Annotated in this window: 25 protein-coding genes; 7 read left to right on the forward strand and 18 right to left on the reverse strand. The window is 26.3% G+C overall.

Translation table 11 applies throughout. The annotated features are described in order from the left end of the window. From GQV94_RS06735 to GQV94_RS06770, 8 genes are all read right to left on the reverse strand, one after another. A partial coding sequence (locus GQV94_RS06735) for a DUF2920 family protein (protein WP_200170292.1) occupies positions 1 to 115 on the reverse strand: 115 nt, incomplete at its 3' end. Next, positions 105 to 632, reverse strand: a complete 528-nt coding sequence (locus tag GQV94_RS06740) for a type II secretion system protein (RefSeq protein ID WP_200170293.1) — start codon at positions 630 to 632, stop codon at positions 105 to 107. The genes GQV94_RS06735 and GQV94_RS06740, both read right to left, overlap by 11 nt. 9 nt (positions 633 to 641) lie before the next feature. Beyond that, entirely contained in the window at positions 642 to 1,649 is a 1,008-nt protein-coding gene (gene tsaD, locus GQV94_RS06745) for a tRNA (adenosine(37)-N6)-threonylcarbamoyltransferase complex transferase subunit TsaD (protein ID WP_200170294.1), read from the reverse strand. Next, on the reverse strand, positions 1,646 to 3,046 hold the full coding sequence (locus tag GQV94_RS06750; protein ID WP_200170295.1) for a M99 family carboxypeptidase catalytic domain-containing protein: 1,401 nt from the start codon (positions 3,044 to 3,046) through the stop codon (positions 1,646 to 1,648). Before GQV94_RS06750 ends, tsaD begins: the two co-directional genes overlap by 4 nt. A 10-nt stretch (positions 3,047 to 3,056) precedes the next feature. Beyond that, the gene (gene dxr / locus GQV94_RS06755) at positions 3,057 to 4,124 is read right to left on the reverse strand and encodes a 1-deoxy-D-xylulose-5-phosphate reductoisomerase (RefSeq protein WP_200170296.1); all 1,068 of its coding nucleotides are present in this window, start codon (positions 4,122 to 4,124) and stop codon (positions 3,057 to 3,059) included. Beyond that, positions 4,121 to 4,849, reverse strand: coding sequence for a phosphatidate cytidylyltransferase (locus GQV94_RS06760; RefSeq protein ID WP_200170297.1), 729 nt, complete (start codon positions 4,847 to 4,849; stop codon positions 4,121 to 4,123). Before GQV94_RS06760 ends, dxr begins: the two co-directional genes overlap by 4 nt. A gap of 8 nt (positions 4,850 to 4,857) precedes the next feature. Further along, positions 4,858 to 5,199 (reverse strand): hypothetical protein, encoded by a 342-nt coding sequence (locus GQV94_RS06765; protein ID WP_200170298.1) that lies wholly within the window; start codon positions 5,197 to 5,199, stop codon positions 4,858 to 4,860. Position 5,200: 1 nt separating this feature from the next. Beyond that, positions 5,201 to 6,508 (reverse strand): NFACT RNA binding domain-containing protein, encoded by a 1,308-nt coding sequence (locus GQV94_RS06770; protein WP_200170299.1) that lies wholly within the window; start codon positions 6,506 to 6,508, stop codon positions 5,201 to 5,203. 64 nt (positions 6,509 to 6,572) lie between these two features. On the opposite strand from GQV94_RS06770, the gene GQV94_RS06775 reads away from it, so the two are divergent. After that, positions 6,573 to 7,148, forward strand: coding sequence for a molybdenum cofactor guanylyltransferase (locus tag GQV94_RS06775; protein WP_200170300.1), 576 nt, complete (start codon positions 6,573 to 6,575; stop codon positions 7,146 to 7,148). After that, positions 7,145 to 8,095, forward strand: coding sequence for a phospholipase A (locus GQV94_RS06780; RefSeq protein WP_200170301.1), 951 nt, complete (start codon positions 7,145 to 7,147; stop codon positions 8,093 to 8,095). Before GQV94_RS06775 ends, GQV94_RS06780 begins: the two co-directional genes overlap by 4 nt. A gap of 4 nt (positions 8,096 to 8,099) precedes the next feature. Here the strand turns inward: GQV94_RS06780 and GQV94_RS06785 are convergent, their stop codons facing one another. From GQV94_RS06785 to gap, 5 genes are read right to left on the reverse strand one after another with little or no spacing between them, the layout of a single operon-like run. Beyond that, the gene (locus GQV94_RS06785; RefSeq protein ID WP_200170321.1) at positions 8,100 to 9,752 is read right to left on the reverse strand and encodes a hydrogenase small subunit; all 1,653 of its coding nucleotides are present in this window, start codon (positions 9,750 to 9,752) and stop codon (positions 8,100 to 8,102) included. 10 nt (positions 9,753 to 9,762) lie between these two features. Next, a complete protein-coding gene (fabI, locus tag GQV94_RS06790) occupies positions 9,763 to 10,578 on the reverse strand; it encodes an enoyl-ACP reductase FabI (RefSeq protein ID WP_200170302.1) in 816 nt (271 codons plus the stop codon). Next, the gene (locus GQV94_RS06795; protein WP_200170303.1) at positions 10,578 to 11,252 is read right to left on the reverse strand and encodes a triose-phosphate isomerase; all 675 of its coding nucleotides are present in this window, start codon (positions 11,250 to 11,252) and stop codon (positions 10,578 to 10,580) included. The genes fabI and GQV94_RS06795 overlap by 1 nt, the downstream gene beginning before the upstream one ends. Beyond that, positions 11,249 to 12,451 carry a phosphoglycerate kinase gene (locus tag GQV94_RS06800; RefSeq protein ID WP_200170304.1) on the reverse strand — a complete coding sequence of 401 codons (1,203 nt, stop codon included), beginning with the start codon at positions 12,449 to 12,451 and terminating at the stop codon, positions 11,249 to 11,251. Before GQV94_RS06800 ends, GQV94_RS06795 begins: the two co-directional genes overlap by 4 nt. A 1-nt stretch (position 12,452) precedes the next feature. Beyond that, positions 12,453 to 13,448, reverse strand: coding sequence for a type I glyceraldehyde-3-phosphate dehydrogenase (gap, locus tag GQV94_RS06805; protein WP_200170305.1), 996 nt, complete (start codon positions 13,446 to 13,448; stop codon positions 12,453 to 12,455). A gap of 59 nt (positions 13,449 to 13,507) precedes the next feature. Here gap and nadD point away from each other — a divergent pair, with 59 nt between their 5' ends. Together nadD and rsfS are read left to right on the forward strand one after the other, a co-directional pair. After that, a complete protein-coding gene (gene nadD, locus GQV94_RS06810) occupies positions 13,508 to 14,068 on the forward strand; it encodes a nicotinate (nicotinamide) nucleotide adenylyltransferase (protein ID WP_200170306.1) in 561 nt (186 codons plus the stop codon). Between the two features lie 18 nt (positions 14,069 to 14,086). Beyond that, entirely contained in the window at positions 14,087 to 14,416 is a 330-nt protein-coding gene (gene rsfS, locus GQV94_RS06815; RefSeq protein ID WP_200170307.1) for a ribosome silencing factor, read from the forward strand. On the opposite strand, the gene GQV94_RS06820 is transcribed toward rsfS, so the two are convergent. After that, a complete protein-coding gene (locus tag GQV94_RS06820; protein WP_200170308.1) occupies positions 14,413 to 14,790 on the reverse strand; it encodes a DUF1090 family protein in 378 nt (125 codons plus the stop codon). The two genes, rsfS and GQV94_RS06820, sit on opposite strands and share 4 nt — an antisense overlap. Before the next feature lie 39 nt (positions 14,791 to 14,829). Then, a complete protein-coding gene (locus GQV94_RS06825) occupies positions 14,830 to 16,200 on the reverse strand; it encodes a phosphomannomutase/phosphoglucomutase (RefSeq protein ID WP_200170309.1) in 1,371 nt (456 codons plus the stop codon). Between the two features lie 91 nt (positions 16,201 to 16,291). Between GQV94_RS06825 and fliL the strand changes: the two genes are divergently transcribed. Genes fliL through GQV94_RS06840 form a run of 3 tightly spaced genes read left to right on the forward strand, consistent with a single transcriptional unit; the run spans position 16,292 to position 17,799 of the window. Beyond that, entirely contained in the window at positions 16,292 to 16,831 is a 540-nt protein-coding gene (gene fliL, locus GQV94_RS06830) for a flagellar basal body-associated protein FliL (RefSeq protein WP_200170310.1), read from the forward strand. Further along, complete coding sequence (gene acpS / locus GQV94_RS06835; protein ID WP_200170311.1) at positions 16,828 to 17,181, forward strand: holo-ACP synthase; 354 nt, start codon at positions 16,828 to 16,830, stop codon at positions 17,179 to 17,181. The genes fliL and acpS overlap by 4 nt, the downstream gene beginning before the upstream one ends. Beyond that, positions 17,182 to 17,799, forward strand: coding sequence for a hypothetical protein (locus GQV94_RS06840; RefSeq protein ID WP_200170312.1), 618 nt, complete (start codon positions 17,182 to 17,184; stop codon positions 17,797 to 17,799). Here the strand turns inward: GQV94_RS06840 and GQV94_RS06845 are convergent. Genes GQV94_RS06845 through GQV94_RS06855 form a run of 3 tightly spaced genes read right to left on the reverse strand, consistent with a single transcriptional unit; the run spans position 17,796 to position 20,639 of the window. Continuing rightward, complete coding sequence (locus GQV94_RS06845) at positions 17,796 to 18,152, reverse strand: hypothetical protein (protein ID WP_200170313.1); 357 nt, start codon at positions 18,150 to 18,152, stop codon at positions 17,796 to 17,798. The two genes, GQV94_RS06840 and GQV94_RS06845, sit on opposite strands and share 4 nt — an antisense overlap. Next, positions 18,149 to 19,516, reverse strand: a complete 1,368-nt coding sequence (locus tag GQV94_RS06850) for a cytochrome P450 (protein ID WP_200170314.1) — start codon at positions 19,514 to 19,516, stop codon at positions 18,149 to 18,151. Before GQV94_RS06850 ends, GQV94_RS06845 begins: the two co-directional genes overlap by 4 nt. Before the next feature lies 1 nt (position 19,517). Then, positions 19,518 to 20,639 carry a DUF829 domain-containing protein gene (locus GQV94_RS06855; protein WP_200170315.1) on the reverse strand — a complete coding sequence of 374 codons (1,122 nt, stop codon included), beginning with the start codon at positions 20,637 to 20,639 and terminating at the stop codon, positions 19,518 to 19,520. Positions 20,640 to 20,657 lie beyond the last annotated feature (18 nt).

Below are 20,657 nucleotides of genomic sequence, written 5' to 3' on the forward strand. Positions count from 1 at the left end.
CTTTTATATCTTTACTATCATCAAAAGTAAGTCTATACTCAAGCTTACTTTCTCTTTTTATATTAAGTTCAACATCATCACAAGAATTAATTTTATAGGATTTGTTAATTAACATTCATTTCTCCTAATAAAACATAAACTTTACTAGCAATATTTTTAAAATTTTCATTTTTACTTAAACTTATACAAGCTTTATCTTTAGAATTTGAAGTAAAATCTGCATTTTCCAAGACTTCTAAAGAAGAAGTATTGGCTACATTTTCTATAAGATTTTTTATAGTTTCATTGCTTGCAATTCCCATTAAAGTGAAATTTGGCTTATCGATAAAAATGAGTTTAATACATTTTTCATCATTTCCAACTTTAAAAAAGGCCTCCTTAGTTCCGCTAATCTGACTTAAATCTATATTTTGAACTTCTTTAACATTGCTCATAGCTCTAAGAGTAGAAAGCTTATCATTTTTTAAAGCATAAATACTTAAATCATTAATTAAAATTTTAAGATTATTTAATGATTTACTAAGCTCTGCTTCATCTTTGCTAATATTTAGTTTTGGTAAAGCAATAGCAGCTAAAACTCCTAAAATAATAATTACAAAAATAAGCTCTAAAATAGTAAAAGCTTTTTTCATTTTATTTCCTTAAATTTTTGAAAAATTAAGCGATTTTGGGCTTAAAATTTCTTGTTCAATATTTACAAAATCTTTATTTTTATAAGCATCTATAGCTGCTCTTGCTATCATTAAAGCATTATCAGAACAATAAGCAAGAGGGGCAAGATATAATTTAGTATTATATTTTTTACATAAACTTTCCACTCTAGAGCGCAAATTCAAATTTGCACTAGCACCTCCAACAATGCCAAAAAACTTAAAAGAATATTTTTTAAAAATCTTTTCTAATTTATCTAATATATGCAAACAAGCAGCATTTTCAAAAGCATAAGCAATCTCAGCTTTTATACTTTCATCTAAATTTTTATATTTTAATATCTCAAGTCTTGCTTGATTTTTAAGTCCTGAAAAACTATAGTTCAGTTCCTTTGAATGCAACATAGGTACAGAAAAACTTAAATTTTTACAAACTGCTTTTTTAGCTAAATTTTCAATTTCAACTCCACCAGGATAAGGTAAATTCATCATCTTAGCTACCTTATCAAAACTTTCTCCAAAGCTATCATCACAAGTCCTTGCTATGATATTTAAATTTTTATCTTTATCAAGCTTTATTACCATAGTATGACCACCACTTACAAGTAAAATGCCCATATCAAGCAAAAGTTCTTGTTTTAAAAATAAAGAATAAATATGTCCTTTTAAATGATTGATTGCGATTAAAGGAAGATCTAAACTTAAAGATAGGGTTTTTGCCATAGTAATGCCATTTATTAAACTTACACTAAGTCCAGGTTCATTAGTTACAGCTATGGCGCAAAGTTTATCAAAATAATTTTTGCATTGCTCTAAGATATTTGGTAAAGCTGCATTATGAAGCCTTGCAGCAAGCTCTGGAACTACTCCGCCATATTTACAATGTTCTTCTTCTTGGGAAATTTTCTTATGAAAAACACATTCAAAAGTATCTTTATTTATAATTGCTATAGAACTATCATCACAAGAACTTTCTATAGCTAAAATAAGATTTTTCATTCAAACTCCACCAAAACAGAACCTAAAAATTTATCTTTTTTACTTGCTGCTTTTAAAATTTGCGTATTTAGAATTTTAGCATTTTTAATGAGCTTATCTTTTTCATCTTGCCTTAAAAATTGTTCTTGCAAATTAGCTCCTCTTAATTCATAAAATTCAACACGATAAATTTTTCCATCCCTATCTAAAGAATATTCTTTTTGCATATTTTTTTTATGAATGACTATATCGCTTTCATCTTTTGAATGATCAAATCCTATTACATTTACGCGAACATTTTGCATTTTTGGTATTAAAAAATTATCCTTTATTTTTATTTTCTCACCAAAAGAATATGTTTGAGTTTTATTTTGATCAACAATGATTTCTATTTTATTAAAAGCATCACTAAATTCGAAATATTCTGGATAAATTCTTGTTTGAAATCTATTTCCATATTGAATAAAAAATGAATTATTTTCAGCAATAACTGCTGTTAGTTCATTGCTGGTATTGTATGTTAAATCCTTATTAACTGGAAAAGGTAAAAATTTAATTGCTTTTCTAGGATTTTTAAGCCATAATAAAATTTTATCATTAAAAAGTTTGACTTCAATTTCTTTATTAATTGCTTCATAAACACCTTGCGGGGTTAATTCAAAATTTCTACTAAATTCAATTCCTGCTGTTTTTAAATAATTTTCTATAGCCAAAAGATGATAATATGCTCTTAAATGGACTGCTAAATTTTTACTTGCTTCATTAGCAAATGCAGCTTTATGATGGGATATAACAAAATATGTTAAAGCTTTTAACATTTGAGTATCGCCAGATTCTTTAGTTTTGGTATTTTTTAAAAAATATTCGTGCTTTGGATCAATCAAATAAGAATTAACTTGATTGATAGTTTGAGTAGCTATATTTTCAAGATCATTATACTTACTTGCATTAATTTCGCTAGTATCAATCACACTTGAATTACCCCAGCGATTAGGGTTTTTTAAAGAATTTATATAAGTTGGATGATAAAAACCCCAACCATCATGTAAATTAATTACCATACCTACTTCAGGTTTTAAAATCAGTTCTTTAATACGTTTAATGGTATTAAAATCAGGGTCATTTGGGCTAATATTAGCAAATTTTCTATTTAAATCTCCATTAGCGCCCCTACTTCTTTTAATAATACTATCAAAAGCAAGATTAGGAGCAACTATAATCTTACCCTTTGTAATATTATAATCACTCAATAATAAACTTGCTGCATGAAATCCCCCTGGCTCATCTCCTTGAATACCACCAAAAATTAAAACCGTATTATTATCATCTAAACTTTTACCATTTTCTCCCACACTAAATTCAAGATTATAAGCAAAAATTTGTGTTAAAAAAATAAAAAAAATTGATAAATATTTCATTTTTGCCTCATTATTTCAAATAATGTTTTACTTTCTCATCATATTCAAATACCTCATCGATACTTGAAATTTTTGGATAGCCAAAATGATTTAAAACTTTAAAAATATTTTTTGAAATATCTAAAAAATTGCATTCTTGATTTAAGAATTTTTTTACCATAATTTCATTAGCTCGATTAATCAAAACTCCGATTTGTGGATGATTTAAGAACTCATCTTTTAATGCAAAAACAGGATATTTTTTAATATTTATTTTATAAAATTTTAAACTTGGCAATTTAGTAAAATCTAAAGCTTTTAATATTTTATATTGATTGTTTTTAAAAATAGCTTGAGAAATGGCTAATTTCATATCAGCATAAGAAAAATATGCTGTGCTAGTACCATCTTTAAATTCACACATAGCATGGATTAAAGACTTTGGCTCTATAAGTGCATCAATATTTTTAGTATTAAATAAATAATAAGCTTCTATAATCTCAAAAAGTTTATTTATCATCGTAGCACTATCAATAGTAATTTTTTTTCCCATACTCCAATTTGGATGCTTTAGAGCATCTTTAGCTTGCATTTTAGCTAAATCTTTAATTTTAATTCTCCAAAATGCTCCCCCACTAGCCGTAATAAAAAGTTTATTGATATTTTTTTGATTTTTTATTAAAAAATTTAAAGCGCAATGTTCGCTATCAATAGGTCTAATCTTAGCTCCTTTTAAAAATTCTCCAGCTATAACTAAACTTTCTTTATTAGCTAAAGCAATCTCTTTTCCAAGCTCTTTTGCTTTTAAAGAGCTTCTTAAACCATCAAAACCTACAATAGCATTAACAAATAATTTATCTTCGCATTCAGAAAGAATTTTTTCCAAACCCTCTTGAGTGCTAAAAACATTTTTATGATTGACATAAGATTTATTTTTTGAATCTTTAATGCAAACAAATTTAGGCTTAAATTCAGCAATTTGCTCATTTAACAACTTAATATTATCTCCACAAGCTAAAGCTGAAATAGGAATTTTATAGCGTTTGGCTAGTTTTAAAGTATTTACCCCTATGCTTCCTGTACTACCAAAAAGTATCATAAAAGAACAACCATTACAAAAGAAGCAATGATTATAGCATCGATTCTATCTAAAATTCCTCCATGACCTGGAATTAAATCTCCACTATCTTTTACACCTGCTTCTCTTTTAAAATAACTTTCAATTAAGTCCCCAATTACGGCAAAAATTGAAGCAAAAAAAGAACAAATTAAGCTTAACCAAAAATCATAAACAAAAACTCCCATTAAAAACCCTATAAGAGTACCAAAAATAATCCCTCCTATAACACCTTCTAAAGTTTTTTTTGGACTTGTTGGCGAAAAAGGCGTTTTTCCTATAAGTTTTCCAACAAAATACGCCATACTATCACAACTTGCAACGATTAAAATAAGCCAACACAAAGCAAACATTCCAAAACTTAAATACACTTGCCAAAGTGCCAAAATAGGCAAAGTAGGATAAAGGTAAATAAAAGACAATTTTAAATTATCAGCCTTTTTATATACTAAATATCCAACAATTAACAAAAAAGCTAAAATCCCAAATAATAAAGCTTCTTTTGTCAAACTTCCTACAATAAAAGCAATAAAAACTGGAATTATTGAAGCATTTTCAAGTTTAAAAAGATTTTTTGCCTCATCAAATGCAAAATATAACAAAGCCCCAAAAACAATAAAATTTATAATAAATTGATTAATTAAAACAATAATCGCTATTGCTATAATCATTATAAAAGCTGAAATAATTCTTGTTTTATCAAACATTTTTTTCCTTAAATACTCATATCTAAATGATGGATATTTTTTTGTTGCTCTTCTTTACTTTGATTTTCTTCATATTCTTCGCTATCATCATCTTCTTCATCTTGATTATCTTTAAATTTTTTTTTCTTTTTTTCTTTTTCTTCTTGAGAGCGTTCTTTAACTTCTTGATTAATTTCTTTTGTTTCATTTACTTTTTCGAGTTTATCAATCGTTTTTTCTTTATCTATAAATTCATTCATATTTGCAATAGATGCAAAACCTTCTTTAGCTAACTCATTGCTTGTTTGAGTTGCTGGATAAGCCATATTTTGATTAATAAAATTCATATTTCCTATAGGAGAGACTGGCATTTTACTCCTTTATTAATTTCATACTCTTAAAATTAGTATAATTTACAAGAGCTTTTTCTTTAATTTTAACAAAATTTCTTTTTGTATAATCGACTAAATAACTGCCGGGCTTTAAATTCGAAAAATTAATACAAAGTTTTGCTGCAAATTCTATCACTTCTTCATTTATTTTTTGTTTATTTGAAGTAATAAAAACATGAGCACTGGAAAAATCTTTAATATGAAACCATAAATCTTCTTTTTTTGAATTTTTAAGTAAAAATTCATTGCCTTTTTCATTTTTTCCTACGCTGATTTTAAATTCATTAAAATAAAAATCTACAATATTAGAGTCTTTTTGTATTTTCTTATTTTCATTTAATTTTTTTCTAGGAAATAAAAGTTCTAATTCAAATAGATCCTTAGCATTACACAAAAGTCTATAAAGCTTTTCGTAAAAATCCATTTTTTCTAAAAGATTATTTCTTTCAATACTTATATTTTTAGCTCTTTGTTTAAGTTTTTTTGATTTTTTATAAAAAATATTTGCACTTTGTTTTGGATTATATTCTAAGTTAAAAAGTATAGTTTGTCCATAAAAATCTTTAAGCTCAAATTTCCTTTCATATTCTTTTAATTTATTTAAATTTGCAAATAAAACATCGGCTTTAAAACTAAGATTCTTAGCTTCTTTTAATAAATCATCTTCCTTTTCTAAAGAAAATATATATTCTTTTATTTTTTGAATTTTTTTATTAAGAGTATTAAGCTTGATACTTTTGCTTTCTTCTAATCTTTTTTGATATAAATTTTGAAATTGTTCTTTAAAATATTTTTGAAAATCTTTGATTTCTTTATATTCTTCTTTAATTTCATAAGGTTTTAAAATTTCTAATTTTAAACTAGGTTTTATAGGACGAAAACTTTTATCAATATGTCTTAAAGCTTCTATAATTACATTATCATAATCTGTAATAATAGCATTAGTATTTCTACCTGTAAATTCAAAATAAATTTTATTTTTGTAATTTTTATAAGCTTTTTGATTTTCAGTATAAAAACATAAAACACGATTATTATTTAAAACTTCTATATTTTTAATATAAGCATTATTAAAGTACTTTTTAAGCATAAAATCAAAAGGAGCGTTATAATTTTTAATGGTAATTTTAGCTTGATAAATAGCACTTAAAGATCTATTTAAGTCTATAATAAATTTTTGTCTATCTAAACTTAATTCTAAGATATTATCATCAATACGTTTTATAAAATCAATTTTTTTAAAATTGATAAAAAAATTTTTAATTTGTAAAAGTTCATTGTATTTCATACTTTAATTATAAGATACTTTTACAAATTTATGATAAAATCTTATGCAAATTTAAAGGTGCTTAGTGAAAAAACTCAATTTTGATTGTATTATTTTATGCGGGGGAAAATCAAGCCGTATGGGACAGGATAAAAGTCTTTTAATGCTAAATTCTAAAACTCTTACACAATTTCAATTTGAAAAATTTTCTACTATTTTTAAAGAAGTTTTTATCAGTGCTAAAAATGATAAATTTCAAGGTACTTTTAAATTAATATTAGATGATATAAATTTCAATGAATATTCTCCAATGTTGGCTCTTTACTCCATACTAAAAAATTATAAAAATAATTTTGTTTTTATAATTAGCGTTGATATGCCAAATATCAGCTTTAAAGAAATTTATGATTTAGTTCAATTTTTAAAACAAGATTATAAAATTGTTATTGCTAAAACTAAAAAATATAATCATTCTTTGTGCGGTTTTTATCATAGTTCTTTAACCCCGCTTTGCAAAGAATTATTAGAAAAAAATGAACATAAAATTGGAATTTTATTTGACATGGTTAAAGTTAAAAAAGTATATTTCGATAATGAAGATGCTTTCATCAATTTAAATTTTTATCAAGAATACGAAACTTTTCAAAGAAGATTAGAATGAATAAAATTTTTTTACTTATAATATTTAGCATTTTATTATACGCTAATGATCTACAAAAAGCTTTAGAGTATGAACAAAAAGGTAATTTTAAAGAGGCTATGCAAATTTATAAAAAACTAGCCCTAAAAGAACAGAATTTAAGTATAGATACAAATACAACTTTAGTAAAAAATGACTCTAATTTAACTAAACGAAGCTCTCAAACTAACATATTAACAAATTATATTGAGATGGGAAAATTTAATTCTTTTGGGATAAAAACCTATAAAATGAATTATTTTTTGCCTTTAGCATATAATTTTGCATCTACTAATCAAGACTATAACAAAATGGAAGCAAAATTTCAAATTAGCATAAAAAAGCGTTTATTTGAAAATTTACTTGGCTTAAATGAAAAATATTATATTGCTTATACCCAAACTTCTTGGTGGCAACTTTATAATCATTCCTCTCCTTTTAGAGAAACAAATTATCAGCCTGAATTTTTTATAGACTTTCCACAAAATAATGAAATATTTAAAAATTTACGTTTAGGTTTATTACACGAATCTAATGGACAAGGAGATGAAAATTTAAAATCAAGATCATGGAATAGAATTTATCTTAGCAGCTCTTTTTTATATGATAATTTTTTATTTACTCCTCGTATCTGGTATAGAATTCCAGAAAGCAAAAATAATGATGATAATCCAGCAATAATACATTATATGGGAAATTTTGATATTAATTTAACTTATTTTGATAAAAAATTTTTTGTAAATACGCTCATTAGAAATAATCTTAAATTTTCAAATAATAAAGGGGCTTTGCAAATTGATCTAGGTTATGATTTATTTAACAATGGAGTATATTGGTATTTGCAATATTTTAATGGATATGGAGAAAGTTTGATTGACTTTAATAAAAAAGTACAAAGATTATCAAGTGGTTTCTTGATTTCTTATTAAGAAATCAAGAATGAGCTAAAAGCTCTTGTAAAAAGGCTGAATTTAATTCTTCATCAATACTTAAAACTAATCTTTTATCTTTAAAATTTTCATTTATCTTGCTAATACTTTTTCCAAAAGCTTTTAAACAACTAAAAGCAATACCTTCAAAATCAAGCCCCCCGCAAAGATAAATCAAAGGCATACGTAAAGATTTGTTTACATCAAGTTTTGCCTCTCTTTCACTAAAGGAAAGTTTAAAATCATAAGGGCTTGGATGTTTAAAATGATAATTTAAAGCATAATTTACAAATTCTTTTTTATCTTCTAGAAATTTTCCCTTTGCTAAGATAAAGTTAAGTTCAAAAAGTTTCCAAATATCTTTTGAGAGTATAGATACTTCATCAAAATTTTCTTGTATAAAATTATATTGTGATAAAAATTGTTTTGAATAATTTTCTACAAGTTTAGCTCCAAGTTTATTTTTGGAAATATTATTTAAAATTATCTTAAGATTACTTTCAAATTCAAGATTTAAAAAATTACAGATATTTTGATTTTCATCTTTATATAAAATCTCACTTTTTTCTTTTAAATAAAGCACAATTTCATCGTCTTTAATTGTATTTTTTAAATCTTCATATTTAAGATTGTAATTTTCAAGAATTTTATTTTCATTTTTTTGTGAGAATTTTGCATAAGCAAATGCATTTGCCATAGGTTTTTCAAGAAAACCAAAATCATCCCAAAAATCTTTTTCACTACAAGCTATACATCCATGTCCTGATGCAACTGGCCACGAGGTTTTAGCATTAAATTTAACTTTTGGACAATTATTATAAGTATAAGGACCTTTACAACCTATCTTAAATAAACAAGCACCATTTTTGGCTGCTTCATCATCAAAATTTTCAGCAAATTCTCCGCTTTCAAATTTAGCTTTTCTCTCACATAAATCATGCAAACATTTTCCATATGCCCATAAAGGACGATTTTGACTATCAAGTTCTGGCAAAATTTTAAAAAGTGAAAAAAATATTAAATTTGCTACTATATTAATATCACTTGGGGGACAACCCGGAATATTAACAACTTTTTGAGTTAAAACTTCAGAAATTCCACAAGTTTTTGATGGATTAGGATAGGCGGCTTGAATTCCTCCAAAAGAAGAGCAAGTACCTATAGCAAAAATTGCTTTAGCTTTTTTAGCAACTTTTTCTAAAATTTCATAACCGCTTTCTGCGTGTGCACCTATAGTTAAGAAAAAAGTATCAATCGCAGCTACTGCACCTTCTACAGCTAAAATAAATTCTTCTTCTAAAAGTTCTTCTAATAATTCCTCAGCCTTACTTCCATTAGCAGCCATTAAAGTTTCATGATAGTCTAAAGAAATAAAATCAAAAATTAATTCGTCAAAACTAGGATTTGCGCTTCTTAACAAACTCTCAGAACAACCTGTACATTCACAAAGATGAAGCCAAAGAACTTTAGTTTTTGGAGCTAATTCAAAAGTTTTTTTAGCCAAAGGAACTAAATCATTACTTAAACCCAAATGCTTCATAACGCTTTTAAGGCTTTCTTCGTTAATATTCTTTTCTTCTTTATAATTAGAATTTAATAATTTTTCAATTTGATTTTCAAGTATAATTTTTAACTCATCATTATTTGCCATATTAATTTCCTATCAATTAATCACTTCCACATATTTTTGTATAACCATTTTCATCAATTTCAATATCACTCATACCCATAATATTAAAACCTGCATCTACGTAATGAATTTCTCCTGTTACTCCACTTGCTAAATCACTAAGCAAATAAAGTCCAGAATTTCCAACTTCATCTATAGTAATGTTTCGTTTAAGTGGTGCATTAATTTCATTGTATTTTAATATCATTCTAAAATCACCTATACCGCTTGCTGCTAAAGTTTTAATAGGACCAGCAGAAATAGCATTAATACGTATTTTTCTTTGTCCTAAATCTCTTGCTAAATATCTCACAGAACTTTCAAGAGCAGCTTTTGCAACACCCATTACATTATAATGAGGTACATACCTTACCCCACCCAAATAACTTAAAGTTAAAATCGATCCTTTTTCATTTAAAAGAGGTAATAAAGTTTTAGTTAAAGAAAGCAAAGAATAAACAGAAGTTTGCATAGCAATATCAAAAGCTTCTTTTGAAGTTTCTAAAAAGGAATTTTCCAATGCTTCTTTTGGAGCAAAAGCTACAGCATGAACAATAAAGTCTATATCTTTTAAATCTTTTTTAAGATTAAGTGACAAATTAGTCAAATGCTCTTCTTTATTAATATCCAATTCATATATAAAATTAGAGTTAAACTCTTGCGCTATAGGTTCAACTCTTTTTTTTAAAGCATCATTTAAAAAAGTAAAAGCTAATGTAGCTCCTTCTCTTGCACAAGCTTTTGCAATACCATAAGCGATAGATTTATTATTAGCAATACCTACTATTAACCCTTTTTTACCTTTCATTAGCATTAATTATCCTTTATTAGTTTGATAAAATTTTCTATTTTTAAAGCAGCTGTTCCAATTAAAACTCCATCACAATGATTGATATTTAAAATTTGATTAATATTATTTTCATTGACACTGCCACCATATAGCAATTTAACCTTACCCAAAGAGTTTAAAAAACTTAATACATTTTCTATATCTTTTAAATCTGCACTAATACCACTTCCAATAGAATAAATAGGCTCATAAGCAATGATTAACTCATTATAATTCAAATCAATATTTTTTAATTGATTATGTAAAAATTCATTTGTTTTATTTTCTTTTTTAGTTTGAAGATCTTCGCCAATACAAAAAATAATTTTAAATCCATATTTTTTTGCAAAATCAAATTTTTCTTTAATTAAATTATCATTTTCAAATTTTCTTCTTTCAGAATGCCCGATTAAAACACATTTTATACCAAATTCATCTAAATGTTCTTTTCCTATTTCACCTGTATAAGCTCCATTTACACAAGGATAAAAATTTTGCGCTCCTTGAATAAAATTCAATTCTTGTTCTAAAAAAGCTATGCTAGGAGGAAAAACGATAATTTCATTCTTTGCATTTAAAGATAAATGATTTAATTGATCAGCATAAAGTTTAAAACTAGATCTTGTATGATTACATTTTAAATTTGCAGCAAAAATCATTCATAAACCTTTACTCTCAAAGGTTTAATTCCTGGCAATTCTTTTCCCTCTATAAGTTCTAAAGAAGCTCCCCCTCCAGTTGATATAAAAGTAACCTCATCTGCATCACCAGCACGTGCCACAACATCTGCAGTATCACCACCACCTATAACAGTAGTTGCGTGGCTCTCGCTAATATAATGGCTCATTTTTATACTACCTTTGCTAAATTTATCAATTTCAAATACACCCATAGGACCATTCCACCAAATAGTTTGAGCATCTGCTATAACTTCTTTAAAAAGACGCACACTTGCAGGACCAATATCAAGTCCCATCCAATTAGATGGAATTTCTTGTGCTGGAGTAAATTTCATCACTGCATCAGCACTGCAAGAAGGAGCTGCAACTACATCTACTGGTAAATAAATTTTAACTCCTAATTCTTTTCCTTTTTGAAGAATTTTTTGTGCTTCGTCTATAAGTTCCTCTTCTAAGAGAGAATTTCCTATATTAAAACCTTGAGCTTTAAGAAAGGTAAAGGCCATTCCTCCACCTATAATGAGTTTATCAACTTTTGGCAATAAATTTGTTAAAGCTTGAAGTTTTCCACTAACTTTTGAACCACCAACAACAGCTACAAAAGGTCGGGTTGGATGTTTTATAAGATTGCTTGCAAAATTAATTTCTTTTTGAAGTAAAAAACCAGCACACTTAGTTTTATCATCAAAAAATCTTGTAATTGCTTCAACGCTTGCATGCGATCTGTGACAAACCCCAAAAGCATCATTGATATAAACTTGTGCCATAGATGCAAGTTCTTTAGCTAAATTTTCATCATTTTTAGTTTCACCTTTTTCAAAACGTAAATTTTCAAGCATTAAAATTTCGCCAGATTTTAATTCGCTAGCCTTTTTTTTTGCATCTTCTCCAATGATATCTTTAGCAAGTAGAATTTCTTTATTTATTAGATTTGATAATCTTTTAGCAACAGGCTCTAAAGAATATTTTGAATTAATTTCTGTAGGACGTCCTAAATGTGAAGCTAAAATAATACTACATTTATTATCTAAGCAATATCTTATAGTAGGAATAGCTGATCGAATACGTCTATCATCTGTAATATTTAAAAAATCATCTTGAGGCACATTAAAATCACATCTTATAAAAACTTTTTTTTGATTTAAATCGATATCTTTTATAGAAATAATATTATCCATCTTAAGCCTTCATTGTAAAAACAGCCATATCAACTAAACGTGAGGAATATCCCCATTCATTATCATACCAAGCTATAATCTTAGCCAAATCATCATCAATAACTTGTGTTAAATCACTTGCAACAATAGCTCCATAAGATGAAGTGATAAAATCGCTTGAAACCCTTTGCTCATCATCAACACACAAAATACCCTTTAAAGATGTTTTTGCAGCTTCTCTAAAAGCATTATTTATTTCATCTTTGCTAACTTTTCTTGCAAGCAAAACTGTTAAATCAACACTTGAAACATCAGCTACTGGAACTCGCATACTTTGACCGTGTAATTTTCCATCAAGTTCTGGCATTACAAGTTTCATAGCTTTAGCAGCACCTGTAGATGTTGGTATAATATTTTGCGCAGCCGCTCTACTACGTCTTTTATCATTAGTCTTAGCATCAATTAAACTTTGTCCATTTGTATAAGCATGAATTGTACTCATTAATCCTTTTTTTATACCAAAATTATCCTCTAAAACACGACAAATAGGACCTAAACAATTTGTAGTACAACTCGCATTAGAAATAATTTTTTCATTCTTATAAGAATTAGAATTTACTCCTAAAACATAAGTTGGTGTATTATCTTTTGCTGGAGCACTCATAATCACTTTTTTAATACCTTGATTTAAAAATTCTTCACATTTTTCTTTATGCAAATGAACTCCAGTACATTCTAAAACAACTTCTGCTCCATATTTTGCAAAATCAAGTTCTTTAATATTGCGACTTTTAAATACTTTAATTTTTTTATCATTAATGATTAAATGTTCATCATCGCTATTTACATCACCTTTAAATAAACCATGAACAGTATCATATTTAAAAAGATATTTTATAAGTTCAATATCTGTTGTATCGTTAATTGCGACAAGTTCGACATCATCTCTTTCACAAATAATTCTTGCCACACATCTTCCAATACGTCCAAAACCATTTATAGCAACTTTTATAGCCATTTAATTTCCTTTTGCAAAATAAAATGCTAATATTTTACAAAAAAAAGGTTAAAATTTTAATGAAAATTGCAGTTTTTGGCGGAAGCTTTGATCCTCCTCATAAAGGACATGATGCTGTTATAATGCATTCTTTAAAAAATTTAGATATTGACAAACTTATTATTATGCCTACTTTTATTAGCCCTTTTAAAGATAAGTTTTTAGCTGATGAAAAACAAAGACTTTTATGGATAAAAAAAATTTGGGGTTCTATAAAAAAAATTGAGATTTCTAGTTTTGAAATTGATCAAAAAAAACCAATTCCTAGTATAATTAGTGTAAATCATATTTTAAAACTTTATAAACCCAAAAAGCTTTATTTTATTATAGGGGCTGATCATTTAAAAACACTTCATCTATGGCATAATTATCAAGAACTCTGTAAAAAAGTAGAATTTGTTATTGCTAAAAGAGATAATATAGAAATTCCAAAAGAATTTAAAAATTTAAATACACAAATAAACATTTCTTCAACATTTATAAGATCAACTTTAAATGTTAAAGAAGTTTGTGATGAAATTAAAGAAGAAGTTAAAGAGTTTTATTTAAAATTACAAAAAATTGATACAATTAAAAAGTAAAATCAAACAAGGATTAAAATGCAAAAAAGAATTGAACAAATAATTAAAATTTTAGATGATAAAAAAGCAGAAGAAATCAAAAGTTTTAATATGCAAGAAGAAGATTATTTTGTTAAATATGTAATCATTGCTTCAACATTAGGAGAAAAACATTCTTTATCTTTAATTGATGAATTAAAAACCAAACTTAAAGAAAAAAACGAAACATTTTTACATATTGAGAGTTCAGAAGATTGGTCAGTAATTGATTTAGGAGATATTTTAATTCATCTATTAACCCCTCAATATCGTGCAATTTACAATATAGAGGAGCTTTTAGAAAACCTTAAAAAATTAAAATTAAATTAAAGATTATCTATATATTTTTCAATTTCTTTTTTAATTTTATCTTTTTGCTCTTTTAAGGCTCTTTTTTTGGCTTTATATTCAGCTTTACTCATATAATCTTTTTGATCATTTAATTCTTTTAATTGCTGTTCTATTTTTTCTATTTCTTGTTCTTTTAACTTTTTAGCTTCTAATTTTTTATCATAAAATAAAGGATCTTTTATGCAATCGCTTTGAACTTCTTTTAAAGCAAGTTCAAGTCTTGAAATTTTACCGGTATTTCCATTAGCTTTTGCAAAAGCAATTTCTTTATTAATACGTTCTATTTTTTTATCACACTCATTTGCAAAAAGTAATCCGCAAAAAACAAATAAAAATACTAAAACTTTTCTCATTGATACCCCTTAAAAATTAAAGTATATACAATTATAATCCTATAAAATAAATTTTTTGTTAATGTCATTAAATAATGAAGTAACTATAACTTCAAGTCTTTTTACCTCTTCTTCACTTTGTGCTTCAAAACGCATAATCACAAAAGGACTAGTATTTGATGCACGAAGCAATGCCCAACCATATCCAAAATCTATCCTTACCCCATCTATCTCGCATAAAGATTTAACATCTTTTAAAGCCCCTTTTTCTATAGCTTTTTTAAATTCATCTACTAAAATAAATTTATTTTTTTCTTCTATAGCAATTTTAATTTCTGGTGTCGCATAAAGTTTAGGTAAAGAATTTATCATAGCTTCTAAATCATAACCTTTAAAAACAAGCTCTAAAGTTCTAAAAAGGGCATAAATTCCATCATCATAACCAAAATATCTGTCTTTAAAAAAGATATGACCACTTACTTCAGCGGCCAAATCGATATCTTTTTCTTTCATCGCTTGTTTAATGTTAGAATGTCCTGTTTTTCCCATAAATATAGTCCCAAACTTTGAAACTTCATTAAAAAGATTTTTACTGCATTTAACCTCACCTAAAACTCTAGGGTTGTTGATATTTTTGGCAAAAAGATAGCAAAGTTCATCTCCACAAAAAATATGATTTTGGCTTAAAACCACTAATCTATCTGCATCTCCATCAAAAGCAAATCCAAGATAAAAATTTTCATTTTCTCTTAAAAATTCTTGTAAAGGCTTTAAATTTTTGATTTCAGTTGGATCAGGAGAATGATTTGGAAAATTTCCATCAGGTTCTTTAAATAAAATATGTGCTTTTAATTGAAGCTCTTTAATCAAAGTTTCAATAACTACTCCAGCAGCTCCATTGGCACAATCTACAACAAAAGGATAAGAAAAATTTTTAAGTATTTTAAAATGCTCACACATATAAGCTATATAGATACTTAAAATATCGTATTTTTGGGCCTTAAAATTATCCTCTATCTCATCATCTAAATATTTATAAACTTCTTTTGAAAATTCTTTAAGTTCTTTACCAAAAAAACTTTCTTTATGAATAGTTATTTTAAAACCATTATAATCTTTTGGATTATGAGAACCTGTTATCATAATATTTGCATCAAATTTCATTCCCTCATAAAGGCTAAAATATCCCAAAGGTGTTGGAACAAGCCCTATATCATAAACTTCTATTCCAGCTTTATTAAGACCACTTACTAAATAATTAAAAAGCTCTTTAGCACTATATCTTGCATCATAACCAACACTTACATTTTTACAAGATCTCTCAAGCATAAGAAGTCCTAAAGCATATCCTATGGCTTTAACACTTTTCTCATTTAATTCTTTATTATAAATTCCTCTAATATCATATTCTCTAAAAATAACATCAAGCACAAAAACTCCTTATAAATTATACATTTGGTATAGAAAGAAAAAATTTGCTACAATTTTACATTAATATTTATAAAAATCAAAAGGAAAAAAGATGGATGAAGAAATAGAAAATGAAGGAAAAAAGAAAAAAGGTGGATTATTAGTTATTATTATTGTTGTTTTACTATTTATTTTACTTCTTGGTATGATGGGAGTTATTGCTTGGCTTATTAGCTCTTCTTCAGGGGATGAAAGCACAGCTAAAGAAGCACCAAAAGAAGAAGTAGTAGCAAATAAAACACCAAAAGCTAAACCTTCTAATCAGCAAAGAGGGAGTGATTTTGCTAATATAGGTCCTATGTATCCACTTGATCCTTTTACCTTAAATTTATTAAGTGATAGTGGTTCAAGATATGTAAAATGCACAATACAATTAGAGCAAAATTCCGAACTTTTAAAGCCAGAACTTGATAAAAAAGTTGCAATAATTAGAGACATTATCATAAGAACACTTACAGCTAAAACTTTTGAAGAAATAAGCACCGCTAAAGGTAAAGAAAGACTTAAGGACGAAATTACTGGAAAAATCAACGAAATCCTTACTGATGGATTTATAAAAAATGTTTATTTCACAGATTTTGTAGTCTCATGAAAGTAGGTTGCGATATTGTTTGTATTTCTAGAATAGAAAAAATTTATCAAAAATATGGCAAAAATTTTTTAGATAAATTTCTTAGCCAAGAAGAACAAAAATTAATCAAAAATTCAAAAACTTTAGCAGGATTTTGGGCAGCCAAAGAAGCTGCTTCAAAAGCCCTTGGTGTAGGAATTTCTTTAGAGTGTGATTTTTTTGATATACAAATTTCAAAAACTAAAAAAAATGCACCTATTCTTAATTTTTCATCAAAAATTCAAAAAAATTTTAATATTAGCTCTCAATCTCTTAGTATATCTCATGATGGAAATTTTGCCATAGCTGTTGTTGTTTTAGAAAGAAATTAAATGCCTTCTTTAAAACCTAAATTTTTACCTAAACTTTTAGAATTTTTATCTAGCGATATAAAAAATCAAGATTTAAAAAATATTATGCCTAATATTTTTACAAAAAAAGATTTTAATGAACTCATAACGCTAAATCTATTAAATTTGGGTATATCAAGACTTATTATAAAAACTCAAGATTTTTTAAAACTTGAAATTTTAAATGAAAATTATCAAATTAATGAAAATTTAGAACTAGATATAAACATTCATCACTTAAAAGATCCTGATGATTCTTTATTAAATATTTTAAAAATTTATCATCCAAAAAGCAAATTTAAAGAATTGAATATCTATCAAAATAATAAGTTTAATAAAAAAATCATTTTTATAATAACTAATGAAATTCCTAAAATTTTTAAAGAGATTTACAAAGAATATCCATATAAAAATTATGGCATAGGAAGTTTTTCTCAATATGATTATTATGATAATGTAAAAGAAATAAAATGGTATTATTTTAGCATTTTAACCCCTTTTAATACGCAAATTATTAAAATAAAATTTATAATTAATGAGCAAGAATTTAAAGAACAAATAAATGATTTTATAATTAATTTAAATAAAAATGATAGTTAAACTTGTTTGCCTATAGTTTGTTTTTCAAGTCCTCTTTTTAAAATAAAATCAACAACTGGTTGTTCTCTTTTGTTGGCTCTTTTACAATGATCTTTTTGAAAAAAATCAGTAATTTTAACAACTATTCTAGCCCATTTTTTATGATGCCTTTCTCTCCATGCATGAGAAGAAACACTCTCCCATGCATAACCATTAAACAAACTTGCATTAACAAAGTGATCTAACGCTCTTACTCCCTGTCTTGCTCTTTTTACATTAAAAAAAATTCCAACAAAAACTATAAAAATATAACCTATTACAGCCAAAGGGACAATGGCGCATAATAATAAAGTTCCTGCTAATTTTTCTTTCATTTTTTCCTTTTAATAAATTTTATATTCATTCCATTAGCTGAACGAACTGTTAATCTGCCCACAACATCTGGAACAAATCCTTCTTGTAATTGTAATTTATATTTTCTTAAAATATTAGCAAGAATTAAAATTGCTTCTTGCATAGCAAATGCCTGTCCTATACAAATTCTCTCACCCATACCAAAAGGAAAATAGGCATCTTTTTTATAATCATTTTCAAAGCGTGAAGGATCAAAATCATTTGGTTTTTCCCAATATTTTTCGTGTCTTTGGATAAGCCAAGGAGCAACAACAACTCCTGAGCCTTTTTTTATAAATTTATCTCTTATTTTAGTATCTTGTTTTGCTTCTCTTGCAAAAAATCCTACTGGAGGATAAAGTCTTAGGGATTCTTTAAAAATATTTGTAAGAATTTTAAATTGTTTTAAATGAGTTATTTCAATATCTTTACCTTGTAAAACTTCTTCAATTTCCCTATAAGCTTTTTCTTGTTCATCTTCAAATGAGCTTAAAAGATACAAAGTCCAAGTTAAAGAACTTGCTGTTGTTTCATGACCAGCTAAAAAAAGCATAGCAACTTGATCTAAAATTTCTTCAAAAGAAAATCTTTTGTTTGTATTAGCATCCACTACACAAAGCAAAGATTCAAGTATATCAAATTCATTTGTATTTTGTGGATTAAAACTTTCATATCTTGGTTTAATAATTTCGCTTAAAACTTCTCTTATAGTCTCTCCAGCTTTTAATCTTTTTTTATCCCCTAAAATATAAGAGATCCATTTTGGAAAACGAAACATACGTCGCATAGCACTATGGACACTTTGCTCTTGAAATGTAACAAAAGCATCTAAAACTTTTTTTCCTTTTTCTTCATCAAGTTTTGAAGACATAATAGTCCTAAATATAACATCAGCTGTTACAAAGGTCATAGCTTCATCAACTTCTATAATGCTTTCATCATTATATTTTTCAAAACGAGCCATCATATCAGCAACAGCTTCACTCATAAGATCAAAAACCTTATTAATGCGTGTCATTTCAAAGCTTGGACGCAAAAGTTCGCGTTGCTTCTTCCAAACTTCTCCATTTGTCGTAAAAATACTCTCACCTAGCAAAGGACTTAAAAGTTGATGTAAAAATTCACTTTTTGGAAATTCTTTTACCTCATCAATCATTATACGCTTTACTTCTTTAGTATCATTAACAACATAAAGATCAAAATTAGGCATTCTAACATAACCTGTTTGCATCTTATAGCTTCTTTCATAAAGTCCATCAAGCCAGGATCTACGCTTAAGTAAAAAAGTAAGTAAAGTTGAAGCTTTAGTTTTATAAGGTTTTGGGAAAAACGGACATTGGCTCATATTAACTCCTTATTTTTTCTTCTAAAAATTTTTCATTGGTGATAAAATTAAAAAAATCATAACCTCCTCTTAATTGAACACTCCACAAATATAAAAAATGAGCATCATTTTTATTTTTTTTAATTTTTTTATAATATTTTTTTTCATAAAGAGTATGAAATTTAGCAGATAAATATTTTGGTTTAAACTGAGTTTTTATTCCACTTTCTTCTATAAAATCAACTTGAGGAAAACAAGCTCCATCAATAACTGAAGTAAAATCATACCATTTTAAATTAAAGTCGCCTATAAATTCTATCTTTTTTCTAAAATCGAAAGATTTTTTTTGAAAACTTACCAAAGGAATACATTCCCCAAGGGTTAAAATCTTTAATTTTGAAAAATCAATTTTTTCTTCTTTACAAAGATGCAAAATTTGTTCTAATATTTCAATACACATTATAGTTCCAACGCTATGAGCTATTAAAATTAATTCATAATCTTGTTTATTTTGATTTTGTTTTAAAGTATTAAAAATAAAATGAGAAAATTTTTCAATTCTATTTTCTAATTGACCTTTTTTAAATTTATGCCAATTTGCACAAAATGAGCAAATTCTAGAAATCCAAAAAACAGCTAATTTTCTTCCATAATTAAATAAAAATCGATTAACCATATAAAATGCAATCACGCTAAAAAATGCGGCAAAAATAAAATGGATATAAATTTTAGCTGATAAAAAAACAGCGCTGCTACAAATTAAAGCTAAACATAAAGAAAAAATAACATAAAAAAAAGGATAATATCCTGTTATCAATTGATATATAGAAGCTTTACCAAATTTGATAAAAAGCCCTGTAATAGTATAAATCCTAAAAAAACTATAACAATCTAAAAGAGCATCCTTAAAACTTTCAGACCAATTAGTTTTAACAATATCATTCCAAGCCAAAAAATGATATTTTGTTTGATAGTTTTTTCCCTCTATATTCCAATAAATATTATCTTGTGTAAAACTTTTAGAAAGTTGTGCATCTATATTAAATCTATTTTTATATAAATTTAAATTTTTTTTAAATAAAGAATAATAATATCTATAAGTTCTAGGATCATAACCTGCTAAATAAAATACATCGCGTTGCAATATACTTTCCTAAATTTA

It is taken from the genome of Campylobacter sp. TTU_617, assembly GCF_016599045.1.
GTDB lineage: Bacteria > Campylobacterota > Campylobacteria > Campylobacterales > Campylobacteraceae > Campylobacter_D.